Annotated in this window: 15 protein-coding genes and 1 other RNA gene; 9 read left to right on the plus strand and 7 right to left on the minus strand. The window is 68.6% G+C overall.

Features of this window, described 5'->3' with window-relative positions; all coding sequences use genetic code 11:
* Positions 1-8: 8 nt before the first annotated feature.
* The 4 genes from L1081_RS16125 to L1081_RS16140 all read right to left on the minus strand — a co-directional run bounded on the left by L1081_RS16125 (position 9) and on the right by L1081_RS16140 (position 2,759).
* Positions 9-245, minus strand: coding sequence for a hypothetical protein (locus tag L1081_RS16125; RefSeq protein WP_489413073.1), 237 nt, complete (start codon positions 243-245; stop codon positions 9-11).
* 110 nt (positions 246-355) lie between these two features.
* Complete coding sequence (locus L1081_RS16130) at positions 356-1,099, minus strand: hypothetical protein (protein ID WP_489413074.1); 744 nt, start codon at positions 1,097-1,099, stop codon at positions 356-358.
* A 55-nt stretch (positions 1,100-1,154) separates the two neighbouring features.
* Complete coding sequence (locus L1081_RS16135) at positions 1,155-1,439, minus strand: hypothetical protein (protein ID WP_489413075.1); 285 nt, start codon at positions 1,437-1,439, stop codon at positions 1,155-1,157.
* A gap of 117 nt (positions 1,440-1,556) precedes the next feature.
* Positions 1,557-2,759 carry an amidohydrolase gene (locus L1081_RS16140; protein ID WP_489413076.1) on the minus strand — a complete coding sequence of 401 codons (1,203 nt, stop codon included), beginning with the start codon at positions 2,757-2,759 and terminating at the stop codon, positions 1,557-1,559.
* Positions 2,760-2,897: 138 nt separating this feature from the next.
* On the opposite strand from L1081_RS16140, the gene L1081_RS16145 reads away from it, so the two are divergent.
* Together L1081_RS16145 and L1081_RS16150 are read left to right on the plus strand one after the other, a co-directional pair.
* Positions 2,898-3,842, plus strand: coding sequence for an EamA family transporter (locus tag L1081_RS16145; RefSeq protein ID WP_489413077.1), 945 nt, complete (start codon positions 2,898-2,900; stop codon positions 3,840-3,842).
* Positions 3,843-3,954: 112 nt separating this feature from the next.
* Entirely contained in the window at positions 3,955-4,785 is an 831-nt protein-coding gene (locus L1081_RS16150) for a TorF family putative porin (protein ID WP_489413078.1), read from the plus strand.
* 19 nt (positions 4,786-4,804) lie between these two features.
* On the opposite strand, the gene L1081_RS16155 is transcribed toward L1081_RS16150, so the two are convergent.
* On the minus strand, positions 4,805-5,851 hold the full coding sequence (locus L1081_RS16155; RefSeq protein ID WP_489413079.1) for a tripartite tricarboxylate transporter substrate-binding protein: 1,047 nt from the start codon (positions 5,849-5,851) through the stop codon (positions 4,805-4,807).
* 119 nt (positions 5,852-5,970) lie between these two features.
* Between L1081_RS16155 and L1081_RS16160 the strand changes: the two genes are divergently transcribed.
* From L1081_RS16160 to L1081_RS16170, 3 genes are read left to right on the plus strand one after another with little or no spacing between them, the layout of a single operon-like run.
* A complete protein-coding gene (locus tag L1081_RS16160; protein ID WP_489413080.1) occupies positions 5,971-7,632 on the plus strand; it encodes an MBL fold metallo-hydrolase in 1,662 nt (553 codons plus the stop codon).
* Positions 7,629-8,342: a S4 domain-containing protein gene (locus L1081_RS16165; RefSeq protein WP_489413081.1), complete on the plus strand. Its 714-nt coding sequence runs from the start codon at positions 7,629-7,631 to the stop codon at positions 8,340-8,342. Before L1081_RS16160 ends, L1081_RS16165 begins: the two co-directional genes overlap by 4 nt.
* Positions 8,343-8,401: 59 nt before the next feature.
* Positions 8,402-8,950, plus strand: coding sequence for a hypothetical protein (locus tag L1081_RS16170; protein WP_489413082.1), 549 nt, complete (start codon positions 8,402-8,404; stop codon positions 8,948-8,950).
* Positions 8,951-8,993: 43 nt separating this feature from the next.
* On the opposite strand, the gene rnpB is transcribed toward L1081_RS16170, so the two are convergent.
* Positions 8,994-9,341: RNase P RNA component class A (rnpB, locus tag L1081_RS16175), an RNA gene on the minus strand.
* A 106-nt stretch (positions 9,342-9,447) separates the two neighbouring features.
* Between rnpB and cysK the strand changes: the two genes are divergently transcribed.
* The 4 genes from cysK (at position 9,448) to L1081_RS16195 (ending at position 13,599) form a co-directional block, all read left to right on the plus strand.
* The gene (gene cysK, locus L1081_RS16180) at positions 9,448-10,368 is read left to right on the plus strand and encodes a cysteine synthase A (protein ID WP_489413083.1); all 921 of its coding nucleotides are present in this window, start codon (positions 9,448-9,450) and stop codon (positions 10,366-10,368) included.
* Between the two features lie 72 nt (positions 10,369-10,440).
* Positions 10,441-12,081 (plus strand): FAD-dependent protein, encoded by a 1,641-nt coding sequence (locus tag L1081_RS16185; protein WP_489413084.1) that lies wholly within the window; start codon positions 10,441-10,443, stop codon positions 12,079-12,081.
* Between the two features lie 11 nt (positions 12,082-12,092).
* Positions 12,093-12,722 carry a flavin reductase gene (locus tag L1081_RS16190; RefSeq protein ID WP_489416797.1) on the plus strand — a complete coding sequence of 210 codons (630 nt, stop codon included), beginning with the start codon at positions 12,093-12,095 and terminating at the stop codon, positions 12,720-12,722.
* 55 nt (positions 12,723-12,777) lie between these two features.
* A complete protein-coding gene (locus L1081_RS16195; protein WP_489413085.1) occupies positions 12,778-13,599 on the plus strand; it encodes a ProQ/FINO family protein in 822 nt (273 codons plus the stop codon).
* A 95-nt stretch (positions 13,600-13,694) separates the two neighbouring features.
* Here L1081_RS16195 and htpX read toward each other — a convergent pair whose 3' ends face one another.
* Positions 13,695-14,570, minus strand: coding sequence for a protease HtpX (gene htpX / locus L1081_RS16200; protein WP_489413086.1), 876 nt, complete (start codon positions 14,568-14,570; stop codon positions 13,695-13,697).
* Between the last annotated feature and the right edge of the window lie 84 nt (positions 14,571-14,654).

Genomic DNA, 14,654 nt, shown 5'->3' on the forward strand with positions numbered 1-14,654 from the left:
ACGGTTGCTCAGGGGGCGTAGCTGACGCTGGGCTCGGTACTCGCGCCGGACGAGGCCGCATCGGTCTTGCCGGCCGTGCCTGCAGGGGTCTGGTCCGCGCCAGGCGCATTGCCCGACGTGGCAGCAGCGCCGCTGAATCCCCCGCCGCCTCCACCATCACCGCCGCCGCAGGCGGTCAATGCAAGGGCCAGTACCGACAGCGCGAGCGGCGCGAGCGGCGCGCGCAGGATGAATCGTGGATGCATGGATGGAGGCACTCCTTTTTTCTCGAGGCGGTTGGGACGGCCTCCAGCCTAAGAAAGAGCTGTGACATCGCGATGTAGCGGCGATGACGGCGTGCCTGCCTGCCTGTCGCTCACCCGGCGCGCCGCCACCGGCCGGAATCCGGGCACAGGCTGGCCGGCTCGCCATTGACGCGAACCTGCTCTTCATCGAGTTGCGATGCGGTCGGCGCATCGACGTCGAAGGCAATGCGAAGCGCACGCCCGACATGCGCATCCTCGATCGGAAGCTCCCAGCTCAGGAACACCTGGGTGCAATCCTGGCCGGGTGCGAAATGGGCCGCATCGAAGCCGCTGCTGCTGCGCTGGATCACGGCATGCGGCTGGCCTGTATCGAAGAGCAGGACCGTGCCGCGGGCCAGGGGGATTCGCTGCCCGGTAGAGGGAAAGTGCACATCGAGTTCCTTGTCGTCGCAGAGGAACAGATTGCAGAACGCGGCGCCGCCGTATTGCGCGCCGTCATGGTGGTAACTGGCACCGCGGCAGGCCATGAGTGCGACTTCACTGGACGCGAGCAGCTCGCCCAATCCAAGGCTGCGCGTCCAGTCGGACACCGCCTGCACGCACTGCCTGTAGTCCAGCCAGCGCGCACGCGCACGCGCCATCGGCAAGGGCTCGACATCGCCAGGTGCCAGCGCCAGGTGACAAGAAACCTCGCGCTCCCAATCTGCAACCAGGCGTGCGGGAGGCGCAGGCACATCGACCCTGCCCGACAGCACCACATCGCTCACGCGGCGGCTGCGCATGGCATCGCCGCTCAGGAAGTAGGCAACGAGGCGGTCTTCTCGCACGCGACACGACTGAGGGGAAAGGCTCATCCGCAGCAGTGTAGTGAGCCAGGTTCCGGTGGCCCGCCTTCGCCGCCGGCTGCGGTCAAGGCCTGAGCGTGGGCTCCCGCTTCGCATAGGCCAGCGCGGCGAGCAGGCCCAGGCCCGCCATGGCCGCGGCGCCCCAGGCCACCGCGGGGCTGCACAGCATGCGGGCCAGCGGCGAGCGTTGTCCGCTGCCCGTTCCGATGCCCGTGGCGGCCTGCTCGAGCGGCGTGAGCGGCCGCGCGGTGTTCGGGTTTTCTTCGCCCTGGAGGACGGCCTGGGAAATTTCCAGCGGCGTCAGTTGATCGGCAACGGGTCCGGACAGCGATTTGTCGTTGGCGCGCATGGAAAGCCTTTCGTTCGAAAATTGAATCTGCGGCGAAGACTCTCCTGGCGCCGGCCCGGCGCTCTACAGCCGGCAGCGGACTTTTGCGTAGGCCGAGGGCGCACATGGCGGCGCGGGCTACAAGGACGCCACCTCGGCCTGCAGCACGCCGTTGCGCGCCACGATACGGCCGCCCGCCACCACCAGCCTGCGCACCGGCCGTGCGACCATGGCCTGTGCCGGCGTCTGTGCATCGACCAGCACCAGGTCGGCGCGGCAGCCGGCCTCCAGGCCATAGGTCTCGAAGCCGCAGCCGCGCGCGCCGGCTTGGGTGACGGTATCGAGCGCCACGTCGAGCTCGTCGTCGCGGCGCAGGTTGTAGCGCATGCCGATCAGCATCGCGCGCTCCAGCATGTCGGGGTTGCCGTAGGGCGACCAGGTGTCGCGGATGCCGTCGTTGCCGCCAAGCACCGTCACGCCGGCCTTGCGGCAGGCCATGAGCGGCGGCACGCTGCGCGATGGCGGCGCACTGGTGACCAGCACCACGCCGAGCCTGGCCATGCGCGCGAGCAGCGCGTCGCGCTCGCGCTCGCCCAGGTCGCCCAGGCAGAAGCCGTGGCTCACCGCGACCTTGCCCTGCATGCCCAGCGCCTCGGTGCGCTGCAGGATCAGCTCGAGCGAGAACGCGCCCATGGCGCCGGGCTCGTGCAGATGGATGTCGAGCGGGCGCTGGTGCCTGTCGGCGATGCCGAAGAGCACATCGAGCGAGCGCACCGGATCGCCGTCGATCGCGCAGGGGTCGAGGCCGCCGAGCACATCGGCGCCCCGCGCGAGCGCTTGGCCAAGCAGCTCGGCCGTGCCCGGCCGGCCCAGGAGGCCCGACTGCGGAAACGCGACGATCTGGATCTGCTGCACCTCGCGCAGCGTCTGCCGCGTGCGCAGCGTGCCTTCGAGATGGCGCAGGCCCGCCTGCGTGTCGACGTCCACATGCGTGCGCAGCCGCGTGGTGCCGAGCGCGAGAAAAGCCTTGGCCAGCACCAGCGACTGCGCGGCCGCGTCGTGCCCGCTCGCATGCCGGAACGCGCGCTCGTTCTCGATCTTGTCGATGAGGTTCGCACCGACCTCGTTGCGGTACCAGTCCATGCCCCACAGCGTCTTGTCGAGGTGGGTGTGACCTTCGACCAGGCCCGGCAGCAGCAAGGCACCCCCGCCCTCCTCGACGGCAGCATCGGCGGGCGCCGACAGCGCGGCGCCGGTTTCCGCGATGCGGCCATCGCGCACCAGCACGTCGAGGGGGGAAGCGCCCAGCGGGCGCACATTGCGGATCAGGAGCGAGGGCATGGGAAGTCGGTCGTTCGTTGAATGCGTGGGGATCAGGGCCGTATGCAGCGTACCCAGATTCGGGCCCGCGGTCATCACGCGCACGTTTCGTTGCAGGCCGAAGTGTCCGCGCTGCGAACTCTCGATGATCGGTGCACCATGCCAACGACCTCACTCGCCGACGCCAGCAAGCCCCCTTCCCGCATCGCCTTCGAATGGATGCTGCTCGCGGTACTCGCCACTTGCTGGGGCGCCTCGTACACCTTCATCAAGATCGGCGTGCAGACGCTGCCGCCCGTGACGCTGATCGCGGCGCGCACGCTGATTGCCGGCCTGCTGCTGCTCGCGCTGCTGCGACTGCGCGGCGTGCGGCTGCCGCGGGAGCCTGCGATGTGGCGCCGCTTCGCGGTGCAGGCTTGCCTCAACAGCGTGCTGCCGTTCACGCTCATCGCGTGGGCTGAGCGCAGCGTGGATGCCGGGCTCGCCACCATCCTCAACTCGACCTCGCCGATCTTCATCTTCCTGCTGGGCCTGGGCGTGGGCGGTGCGGAAAGGCCTGCGTTGCGCCGCCTCTTCGGCGTGGCGGCGGGCCTCGCGGGCATCTGCCTGATCGTCGGCTTCGAGGCGCTGCACGGGCTCGGGCATTCGCTGCTCGCGCAGCTCGGGCTGGTGGCGGCGGCCGTCTGCTACGGCTGCGCGGCCGTGTTCGGCCGCGTGTTCAAGGGGCTCGATCCGATGGTGCCGGCCGCGGGCTCGCTGCTTTGCGGCGCGGCGATGCTGCTGCCCGCGAGCCTTGCGATCGACCGGCCGTGGACGCTGGCGCCTTCGGCCGCGTCGATGGTCGCCGTGCTGGCGCTCGCGGTGCTCTCCACGGCTCTCGCCTTCACGATCTACTTCCGGCTGATCAAGACGCTCGGGCCGATGTCGACGGCAGCGCAGGCCTACCTGCGCGTGCCCATCGGCGTGATGATCGGCGTGGTGTTCCTCGGCGAGGCGCTCTCGCCCACCGCATGGGCCGGGCTCGCGTGCATCCTGGCCGGAGTGGTCGCCATGACGGTACCCGCGCGCGGCTGGCCGCCCATGATCCGGCTCCGGGCGCGATGAAGAGCCGCATCGTCCGCTCAAGACTTTTGCGCCGCGGCCATCATTTTTTACACGGCTTTTAGACGCGCGCTCCTACGCTGCCGGCTCCTCCATCCGCCAGCGAATTTTTTCGATGAAACACCTCTTTCGCATTGCCCTGCCGATGCTCGTTCTCCCCACCCTTGCCGCCCTGCCGATGCTTGCGAGCGCACAGCTCACCGGGAATGTGGCACTGACGAGCAACTACAAGTTCCGCGGCCAGGACCAGGACATGATCGGGAACAACGACTACGCCAAGACCAAGGGCTTCAAGCCCGCCATCCAGGGCGGCTTCGACTACGCCTTCGGCGAGAGCGGCTTCTACGTGGGCAACTGGAACTCCAGCGTCAACTGGCTGCAGGGCAACAGCATCGAGAGCGACCTGTACGGCGGCTACAAGTTCAAGGCCGGCCCCTTCGACCTGGACGTGGGCGCACTCACCTACATCTACCCGGGCAACTCCATCGGCAACACCACCGAGCTGTACGGCGCCGGCACCTGGGCCGACGAAGCCATCGGCTCGTTCACGCTGAAGTACTCGCACACGGTCTCCAAGGACTACTTCGGCTATGCCGGCTACAAGTCGGGCTCGGGCCTGAAGGGCCGCAACACCGGCTACCTGAACCTGGCCTACAGCAAGGAAATCGTGCCCAAGCTCACGCTGAAGGCGGCCGTGGGCTACACCCGCATGTCCAGCGACATCCGCAGCCTGGGCTACAAGAGCTACGTGGACTACAACATGGGCGTGTCGTACGACTTCGGCAACGGCCTGGCGCTGGCCGGCTCGGTGCAGGGCGCCAACAAGAAGAGCTCCTACCTCGCGCTGAGCAACCCGGGCGTGGACTTCGGCTTCGGCCCCATCGGCGAGCAGTACTACTCGCCCAACAAGGCGCGCTTCATCGTTACGCTCAGCAAGACGCTGTAGCGCACAGTGGGGGCGCCCCTCAATCGATGCTGATGTTCGCAGCCTTGGCCACCTCGGCCCACTTCATGCGGTTGTCGTGCACCGTCTTCTTGAACTGCGCGGGCGATTCGATGCGCACGGTGTTGCCCTGGCTTTCGAAGCGCTCGCGGATTTCGGGCTGCTCGAGCACGGCCTTCACGGCGGCGTTGAGCCTGTCGACGATCTGCGCATCGGTGCCCTTGGGCGCGAAGATGCCGAACCAGATCGAGCTGTCGAAGCCCTTGGTGCCGGGCAGGCCGCTGGAGGCGATGGTGGGCACCTCCTTGACTGCGGCCACCGGCGCGGCGGTGGTCACGCCCAGCAGGCGCACCTTGCCCGCTTTGTAGTGCGGCAGCACCGTCTGGACCTGGTTCATGATGCAGCAGGTCTCGCCGCGCACCACGGAGGTGATGGCCTCGGGCCCGCCCTTGTAGGGCACGTGCACCATGTTCAAGCCGAGGCGCGAATTGAATTCGGCAAAGGCCATGTGCGTGCCGGCGCCGTTGCCTGTAGACGCATAGTTGTACTTTCCGGGGTTGGCCTTGACGAGATCGACGAACTCCTTCAAGGTCCTGGCGTTGATCACGTCCGGGTTGATGGTGAGCACGTTCGAGACGTCGAGGACCGGCGCCACCGGCACGAAGTCGGCCTCCACGTCGAACGGCAGCTTCTTGTAGAGCGCGGCGTTGCTGCCATGGGTGGCGGCGGTCCCGAACGAAAGCGTGTAGCCGTCGGGCTTGGCATGGGCCACGTACTCGCTCGCGATGTTGCCGGCCGCGCCCGACTTGTAGTCGATGATCACGGGCTTTCCGAGCTGCCGGGCGAGCGGCTCCTGGATGGCGCGGGCCACCACGTCGACACCCGAGCCGGCCGGAAAACCCATGATCAGCGTGACCGGCTGCTGCGGCCAGTCGCCCCCCTGCGCAAAGGCAGCGGACGATGCGGCCGCGCCAAGGGCGGCGCCTGCCAGCAGCAAGGCCGGGCGGAGGCGCCGCGTGAAGAACGACGACGAGAACCTGAGGTGGTGAGTGAAGGGAGAATGGATCATGACTGTCTTTCCTCGATGCGGGCGGCGCAGCCCGGGATTGTGGCGCGCGGTTCATGCCCGATCCGGTATGAGCTTATGCGGCACGCAACCGCATCGAACGATCTCTCCATAATCGCCGCATGGTCCGTCCCACCCAACAACTCCATCCCGCCCGCGAGCCCGCGCCCGTGCGCGCGGCAGCCACCGTGCTGCTGCTGCGCGATTCCGAGGCCGGCATCGAAGTGCTGATGACGCGCCGCTCCGGCACTGCAAGCTTCGCGCCAGGCGCCTATGTGTTCCCAGGCGGGCAGATCGATGCAGCCGACGAAGCCGCGGCGCGCATCGCCGCACGGCGGCCCACCCAGAGCGGCCTGCAGCTGACGCAGGCGATTGCCGCCATCCGCGAAGGCTTCGAGGAGCTTGGCGTGCTGCTCGCGCGCCATGCCGACGGCCGGCCCGTGAGCGCGCAGGACATCGCATCGATGGACCGCAGCACCACGTCGCCCGTTTCCTTTGCCGAGCAATGCGCCGAACGCGGGCTGCTGCTTGCCTGCGACCAGGTGTTCAGCCTCGCGCACTGGATCACCGACCGCGACCTGCCCAAGCGCTTCGACGTGCCCTTCCTGGTGGCGCGCATGCCCGAGGGCCAGACGCCCACGGCCGACGAGAGCGAGCAGTTCGAGCCCTGCTGGGTGCGGCCGGCCGATGCGCTGGCGCGCCATGCGGCCGGCAGCTTCTTCATGATCTTTCCGACCGTGCGCACGCTGCAGCGGCTCGCGGCCTATGCCAGCGTGGACGCGGTGCTGCAGGCCTGCGCCGCCGAACTGCCGCTGTGGACCAGCTGCCCGCGCGCCGGCCTGCTGCGCGGCCAGGACGCGCGCTACATGGAAAGCGATTCGCCGTACGGCGAGCTCGCGCTGGTGTGCCCCGACGGGCAGCTGCTGCATGCACTCGACTGGCAGAGCGAGCGCGCCGTGCCGCTGCTCAGGAACGTGCAGCGCCTGACCGCGCCCAACCCCGGCGCCATGACCGGCCCGGGCACCAACAGCTACATCGTGGGCGACACGGCCACGGGCTACCTCGTGATCGATCCGGGCCCGAACGACGCGGGCCACATCGAGCGGCTATGGCGCGCCGCCGAAGGAAACATCCGCATGATCGTGTGCACCCATTCGCATGCCGACCATTCGCCCGGCGCGGCGCCGCTGCAGGCGCTGTGCAAGGAGAAGCCGCCGATCCTCGGGCTGTCTTCGGCGCCCACGGCGCGTTCGTCGGCGCGCTTTGCCGCGGAGCGCGAACTGCGCGACGGCGAGCGCCTGGTACTCAGCGGCACCACGGCCGAAGGCGAGCCCGTCAGCCACGCGCTGCGCGCCATCCACACGCCGGGCCACGCCGCCAACCACCTGTGCCTGGTGCTCGAGGAAGACGGGCTCCTGTTCTCCGGCGACCACATCCTGAACGGCAGCACCACGGTGGTCGATCCGCCCGACGGCGACATGAACGCGTATCTCGATTCGCTCGACAAGCTCGATGCGGCCTGCGAGGCCGGCGGCATCGATTTCATCCTGCCCGCGCACGGCCATGTCATCGGCAGCGCACGCAGCGCCATCGCGCAGCTGAAGGCGCACCGCCTGAAACGCGAAGCCAAGATCGCCGCGGCCATGCAGAGACTGCCCGGGGGCACGCCGGACGACTGGCTGCCGCTGGCCTACGACGACGTGCCCGAGCGCATGTGGCCGGTGGCCGCCCGATCGCTGGCCGCGCATGTGGCGCGCATCCGGCAACTGGCCTCCACGCCATGAGGGGCGCTTCCGAAGAAGAAGGCATCCGCCTTGCCAAGCGCGTGGCCGCGCTCGCGGGCTGCTCGCGGCGCGAGGCCGAGTTGCTGATCGAGAACGGCGCGGTACGCGTCGACGGCGTGCCGGCGCTGCTGCCGCAGTCGCGGGTGCACGACCACCAGAAGGTCGAGATCGAGGCCGGCGCCAAGCCCGAGCCCGTAGTGCCCGTCACCCTGCTGCTGCACAAGCCGGCCGGCATGGCCACCGACACCGCGCACCGGCTGCTGGTGGCCGCCAATCACCACGAGCCCGAGCGCGCGGGCATGCGCTTCCTGCCGGCGCACGCCAAGGCGCAGCGCTGCATGACGCCGCTCGAAACCGGCGCCAGCGGGCTCGTGGTCTACACGCAGGAATGGCGCATCGAGCGCAAGCTGCAAGAGGACGCGGGCGTGCTCGAACACGAGGTGATGGTCGACGTGGCCGGCAAGGTGAGCCCCGAGCAGCTCGTGCGCTTCGAGCGCTCGCCAGCGCGCGTGAGCATCGGCCGCCAGGCCGACGACCAGACCGGCCTGCGCTTTGCGCTCAAGGGCGCGCGGCCCGGACAGATCGCGCACCTGTGCGACGAAGCCGGCCTGCGCATCCTGGCCATGCGGCGCATCCGCATCGGCCGGGTGCCGCTGGCAGGGCTGGAGCCCGGCCAGTGGCGCTATCTTTCGCCGCACGAACGCTTTTGACATCGAAGAAGAGGCACGAAAAAGGCCCCCAAGAGGAATCGACGACAGGAGACCCATCCATGAAGTTCGGAACCCGGATCGCCGCACTCGCCTGCACCGCCCCGCTGGCGCTGGCAGGCTGCAGCTATCTCGCGCCTTTGCTGCCCTCGTACGCGCCGCCGCCGCCGCCGGCACCGCCGCCGGTCGTGTCGCCCAGCGGGCTCGCGCCGATCACCGAGGAGCAGGTGGAACGCATCCGCGAGGCCATCGTGACCAAGCCGCCCACGCCGGCCGTGGCCAAGGTGGTGCGAAGCGCGGCGCCCACCATCGAATCCTTCGTGCGGACCGAAGGCTGCATCACCGCGCGCAATGGCGCCGTGCTCAACCCGTTCGCGGCACCGGGCCGGCTGTTCGACGGCACCGGCTTCCAGGGCGGGCCGATGGCAGAGATGCAGTACCACGACAAGACGGCCTGCGTGACGGTCAAGCGCATCCAGAACTGGAAGATGGTCTCGCCGAAGCGGCTGCGCTTCGAAGTGGTGTACGTGGGCGACGACGGCGAGGAGCGCTCGGTCCGGCGGCATGAACTGACGCGCCAGCCCAAGGGGGGCTGGCTCTTCACGCGCTGACGCCAAGGCCGCTGGCGGCCCGCGGCCGCCAGGGAAGGAAAAAGTGTGAAGCCCGCCGATAAGCCGGATTCTGTGCGTTGGAGTTGCCCCCAACGTGACCGCCATCACTCTGGGCCGCTTGTCGCCAAACGGCTCGATGCCACCTACCCGCCAGCTCAGCGGAACCACCTCGATACTGGCCTACTTGGTGTTGCTGCGCGCAGAGATTGCCCGTTTCACCCGAACTGAATCGGCTCGTCTCTGTTGCTCTGATCCTCACCTCACGGTGGAGAGTCGTTAACTCCTGCGCTGTCCTGTGCAGTCCGGACGTTCCTCCAGTGCGGTCTTTCGACGCGGCGCCTTGCGGCGTCGCCCCTTGCGGGCTTGCACCAGCGGCGGTCTGGCGTGCTTCACGGGGGGATTATCGCTCGATACCCTCGCGAGCGCCGGCCGTCCGCTCCACAATGGCGCTTCGACCGAACCGACCCGCCCCATCCCATGTCCAAGGAGACCCTCCCATGAAGGCCCAGACCATCCTCCAGACCATCGGCAACACGCCGCACATCCGCATCAACCGCCTGTTCGGCAATGCGAAGCAGCAGGTGTGGATCAAGTCCGAGCGCGCGAACCCCGGCGGCTCCATCAAGGACCGCATCGCGCTGTCGATGGTGGAGGACGCCGAGAAGTCCGGCGCGCTGAAGCCCGGCGGCACCATCGTGGAGCCCACCTCGGGCAACACCGGCATCGGCCTGGCCATGGTCGCGGCCGTCAAGGGCTACAAGCTGATCCTCGTGATGCCCGACAGCATGTCGGTGGAGCGCCGCCGCCTCATGCTCGCCTACGGCGCCACCTTCGACCTCACGCCGCGCGCCGGCGGCATGAAGGCCTCCATTGCGCGCGCCGAGGAAATCGTGGCCGGCACGCCGGGCGCGTGGATGCCGCAGCAGTTCAACAACCCCGCCAACATCGACGTGCACGTGCGCACCACGGCCGAGGAAATCGCGGCCGACTTCCCCGACGGCGTCGACGTGCTGATCACCGGCGTGGGCACCGGCGGCCACATCACGGGCGTGGCGCGGGTGCTCAAGAAGAAGTGGCCGAAGCTGCAGGTGTTCGCGGTGGAGCCCGTGGCCTCGCCGGTGATCTCGGGAGGCCAGCCCTCGCCGCACCCGATCCAGGGCATTGGGGCGGGCTTCATCCCGAAGAACCTCGACACCTCGCTGCTCGACGGCGTGCTGCAGGTCGACGCCGAACCGGCGCGCGAAATGGCCCGCCGCTGCGCGGTCGAGGAAGGCATGCTGGTGGGCATTTCCTCCGGCGCCACGCTCGCGGCCATCGCGCAGAAGCTGCCCTCGCTGGCACCCGATGCGGTGGTGCTGGGGTTCAACTACGACACGGGCGAGCGCTATCTCTCGGTCGAAGGCTTCCTGCCAGCCTGACCCAGCTATCTCTTTCATAGCGCCTCGGCGCGTAAAATCCGTGGCCTGCTTGATAAACACAAGCCCCATGACATGCTGAGACTCTCCGAACTCAAACTCCCGCTGGACCACGCCCCGGAGGCGCTGGCCGCCCTGATCGCCCGGACGCTCGACGTCCCGCTCGAAGCGATCGCTTCCCACACCGTCTTCAAGCGCAGCTTCGACGCGCGCAAGGCCGACCTGCTCACGGTCTACATCGCCGACGTGCAGCTGGCCGACGCCGGGCTCGAAGCCGCGCTGCTCGCCAGGCATGCTGCGCATCCGCACATCCAGGCCGCGCCCGACATGCGCTACACGCCGCCGGCGCACGCGCCCGAAGGCGCGCCCCGGCCCGTGGTGATCGGCTTCGGCCCCTGCGGCATCTTTGCGGCGCTGATGCTCGCGAAGATGGGCTTCAGGCCCATCGTGCTCGAACGCGGCAAGACCGTGCGCCAGCGCACCCGCGACACCTGGGGCCTGTGGCGCAAGAGCGTGCTCGACCCCGAGTCGAACGTGCAGTTCGGCGAAGGCGGCGCCGGCACCTTCTCCGACGGCAAGCTCTACAGCCAGATCAAGGATCCGCGCTTCCTCGGCCGCAAGGTGATGGAAGAGTTCGTGAAGGCCGGCGCGCCGCCCGAGATCCTTTACGTCGCGCATCCGCACATCGGCACCTTCAAGCTGGTGAAGGTGGTGGAGAACATCCGCGAGCAGATCGTGGCGCTCGGCGGCGAGATCCGCTTCGAGCAGCGCGTGACCGACGTGCAGATCGAGAACGGCCAGCTTCGCGGCCTCACCGTGCTCGACCAGGCCACCGGCCAAACGAGCGAGCTGCGCGCCGACCACGTGGTGATGGCGCTCGGCCACAGCTCGCGCGACACTTTTTCCATGCTGCACGCGCGCGGCGTGCACATCGAAGCCAAGCCCTTTTCCATCGGCTTTCGCGTCGAGCATCCGCAGGGCCTGATCGACCGCGCGCGCTGGGGCCGCCATGCGGGCCATCCGCTGCTCGGCGCGGCCGACTACAAGCTGGTGCACCACGCGAGCAACGGCCGCTCGGTCTACAGCTTCTGCATGTGCCCCGGCGGCACCGTGGTCGCGGCCACCAGCGAGCCCGGCCGCGTGGTCACCAACGGCATGAGCCAGTATTCGCGCAACGAGCGCAACGCCAACGCGGGCATCGTGGTGGGCATCGACCCGCGCGACTTTCCCGGCTGGACACCCGAGACCGCGGGCGACGCGCTCGCCGGCATCGCGCTGCAGCGCGAGCTCGAGTCGAACGCCTTCGTGCTCGGCGGCGGCGACTACCGCGCGCCCGGCCAGCTGGTGGGCGACTTCGTCGCGGGCAGGCCCTCGACCGCGCTCGGCAGCGTGACGCCCTCGTACAAGCCCGGCGTCACGCCCACCGACCTGCACCAGGCGCTGCCGGCCTACGCCATCGAGGCCATGCGCGAAGCCTTTCCCGCCTTCGGCCGCAAGATCAAGGGCTTCGACCTGCACGATGCGGTGCTCACCGGCGTGGAAACACGCACCTCGTCACCGATCCGCATCACGCGCGGCGACGACTTCCAGAGCCTCAACGTGCGCGGCCTCTACCCCGCCGGCGAAGGCGCAAGCTACGCGGGCGGCATCCTGTCGGCCGGCGTCGACGGCATCAAGGTAGCCGAAGCGGTGGCGCGCAGCGTCACCGGAACATGAGCAAGGAACCCATGGCCGTGCCGAACGACGACTTCCATTTCTACGAACCCGCCAAGGGCCACGGCCTGCCCCACGATCCGTTCAATGCCATGGTCGGCCCGCGGCCGATCGGATGGATCTCGTCGCAGGACGAAGACGGCAGGCTCAACCTCGCGCCCTACAGCTTCTTCAACGCCTTCAACTACACGCCGCCCATCGTGGGCTTTGCGAGCATCGGCGCCAAGGACAGCCTGCACAACATCCGCCAGACGCGCGAGTTCGGCTGGAACCTGGCCACCCGGCCGCTGGCCGAGCAGATGAACCAGTCATGCGCCGCGGTGCCGCCCGAGGTGAACGAGTTCGAGCTCGCCGGCCTCACGCCCGCGGCATCGCGCAACATTGCGGTGCCGCGCGTGGCCGAGAGCCCGGTGTCCTTCGAATGCCGGCTCACGCAGCTGCTGCAGCTCGAGGGCGTGGACGGCGTGCCGGTGCCCACCTGGCTGATCCTCGGCGAGGTGGTGGGCGTGCACATTGCGCGCCACCTGCTGAAGAACGGCATCTACGACACCGCCGCGGCGCAGCCCATCCTGCGCGGCGGCGGCCCGGCCGATTACTTCGAGATCAGCCCCGACAATCTCTTCAAGATGTTCCGCCCGCGCTGAACGCGCGGAATCCATTTTCTCCGCCGCTGACAGCCAACCTGACAAGAACCGACCGATGACCGACACCGCCACGCCCCAAGAAGAAATCCAGGAAGTCCAGCCGGCGGAAGCCGAGGGCGCCGCCCAGTCGCACCAGCCGCACCAGGAGCCGAACGCCGACGGACGCCCACCCCGGCCTCCGCGCGCACCGCGCCAGCCGCGCCAGCAGCAGCAACAAAAGCAGAAGCCGAAGCAGGCGGCACAGCAGCAACAGCCGCAGCGCGCGCGCAAGGTGCACCCCGCGCTGGAGAAACTGTTCGAGCTGTACCCCAACATGTTCGGCGCGCGCTTCCTGCCGCTCAAGCTCGGCGTGTTCCAGGACCTGCTCGAGAAGCACCCGGACGATTTCAAAAAGGACGAGCTGAAGGTTGCGCTGGGTCTGCACGCACGCTCCACGCGCTACCTCGAGGCGGTGGCCGCGGGCCTTGCGCGCCACGACCTCGACGGCAATGCGGTGGAGCCCGTGGCGCCCGAGCACGTGCACCACGCCATCCTCGAGCTGCACCGCCGCCGCGTGCAGCGCAACCCCGGCGAGGACCTGCGTCCGCAGCTGGTCGCGCGCATCGCCCGCGCCGTGGAAGCCTCGGGCCTGGACCGCGAAGCCTACGCGGTGCTGGTGCGCTCGCGCGACGAGGAAACCAACGCCGTGCTCGACGAAGCGCTGGCCGAGCTGGCCCGCCAAGCCGCCAAGCGCGAGGCGCTGCTGCGCGCCTTCGAGGCCAGCGGCCGCAGCAGCGAGCACGAGTTCGCCGAGATGTACGGCATGGATGCCGACGAGGTCGGCCGCACGCTCGCGCGCGCACGGACCGAGCGGCAGCCGGCGGCTCCGGCCGCCTGATCGCCCGGGCCGCCGCGCGCGCCGACCCCAATGAAAAAGCCGCCACGGCAACCCGTGGCGGCTTTTCCTTTTCTGTCGCAGTGTGATTCGATCGATCAGCCGCGCGCGTTCTGCAGCGCCGCAATGCGCTCTTCGATCGGCGGGTGCGTGGCAAAGAGCTTGCCGATGCTGCCCGTGATGCCCATGGCCTCCACCGCCTTGGGCAGTTCGCCGGCCGGCAGGCCGCCCAGGCGGGCCAGCGCATTCATCATCGGCTGCTTCTGGCCCATGAGCGCGGCCGCGCCGGCGTCGGCACGGAATTCGCGCTGACGCGAGAACCAGGCCACCACGATGGCAGCGGCAAAGCCCAGCACGATGTCCAGCACGATGGTGCTCACGTAGTAGCCAATGCCCGGACCGGACGAACGGTCGTCGCCGCGGCGCAGGAAGCTGTCGACCGCATAGCCGATCACGCGCGAGAGGAACACGACGAAGGTGTTCATCACGCCCTGGATCAGCGTCATGGTGACCATGTCGCCGTTGGCGATGTGCGCCACTTCGTGGCCGATCACGGCCTCGACTTCTTCGCGCGTCATGCCCTGCAGCAGGCCGGTGGACACCGCCACCAGCGACGAGTTCTTGAACGCGCCGGTCGCAAAGGCATTGGGCTCGCCCTCGAAGATGCCGACCTCGGGCATGCCGATGCCGGCCTTGTCGGCAAACTTGCGCACCGTGCCGACGATCCAGGCCTCGTCGGGCGACTGGGGGTTGTCGATCATGTGCAGCTTGGTCGTCCACTTGGCCATGGGCTTGCTGATCAGGAGCGAAATGATCGCGCCGCCAAAGCCCATGATGAGCGCAAAGCCGAGCAGCGCCGCGAGGTTCAGCCCGTTGGCCGTGAGATAGCGGTTGACGCCGAGCAGGCTGGCGACGATGCCGAGCACTGCAACGACCATCACATTGGTCAAAACGAACAGAAGGATACGTTTCAAGTTGAATTCTCCGTGGGGGAATGCTGCCGCTTAGATGAGGACCGGATGGCCCTCTTCAAGCCGTGCAGGAACTGGCCCTCTTCC

Origin of the sequence: Variovorax sp. MSC1_012, assembly GCF_023667525.1 — a bacterium.
Lineage (GTDB): Bacteria > Pseudomonadota > Gammaproteobacteria > Burkholderiales > Burkholderiaceae_C > Variovorax > Variovorax beijingensis_B.

Bases quoted from the DNA above. Each gene is read 5' to 3' on its own strand.
- L1081_RS16185 (WP_489413084.1), top strand. From the start codon at position 10,441: ATGCTGAGACTCTCCGAACTCAAACTCCCGCTGGACCACGCCCCGGAG.
- L1081_RS16160 (WP_489413080.1), top strand. From the start codon at position 5,971: ATGGTCCGTCCCACCCAACAACTCCATCCCGCCCGCGAGCCCGCGCCC.
- L1081_RS16190 (WP_489416797.1), top strand. From the start codon at position 12,093: ATGGCCGTGCCGAACGACGACTTCCATTTCTACGAACCCGCCAAGGGC.
- L1081_RS16145 (WP_489413077.1), top strand. From the start codon at position 2,898: ATGCCAACGACCTCACTCGCCGACGCCAGCAAGCCCCCTTCCCGCATC.
- L1081_RS16125 (WP_489413073.1), bottom strand. From the start codon at position 245: ATGCATCCACGATTCATCCTGCGCGCGCCGCTCGCGCCGCTCGCGCTG.
- L1081_RS16165 (WP_489413081.1), top strand. From the start codon at position 7,629: ATGAGGGGCGCTTCCGAAGAAGAAGGCATCCGCCTTGCCAAGCGCGTG.
- L1081_RS16140 (WP_489413076.1), bottom strand. From the start codon at position 2,759: ATGCCCTCGCTCCTGATCCGCAATGTGCGCCCGCTGGGCGCTTCCCCC.
- L1081_RS16135 (WP_489413075.1), bottom strand. From the start codon at position 1,439: ATGCGCGCCAACGACAAATCGCTGTCCGGACCCGTTGCCGATCAACTG.
- L1081_RS16150 (WP_489413078.1), top strand. From the start codon at position 3,955: ATGAAACACCTCTTTCGCATTGCCCTGCCGATGCTCGTTCTCCCCACC.
- L1081_RS16195 (WP_489413085.1), top strand. From the start codon at position 12,778: ATGACCGACACCGCCACGCCCCAAGAAGAAATCCAGGAAGTCCAGCCG.
- L1081_RS16155 (WP_489413079.1), bottom strand. From the start codon at position 5,851: ATGATCCATTCTCCCTTCACTCACCACCTCAGGTTCTCGTCGTCGTTC.
- L1081_RS16130 (WP_489413074.1), bottom strand. From the start codon at position 1,099: ATGAGCCTTTCCCCTCAGTCGTGTCGCGTGCGAGAAGACCGCCTCGTT.
- cysK (WP_489413083.1), top strand. From the start codon at position 9,448: ATGAAGGCCCAGACCATCCTCCAGACCATCGGCAACACGCCGCACATC.
- L1081_RS16170 (WP_489413082.1), top strand. From the start codon at position 8,402: ATGAAGTTCGGAACCCGGATCGCCGCACTCGCCTGCACCGCCCCGCTG.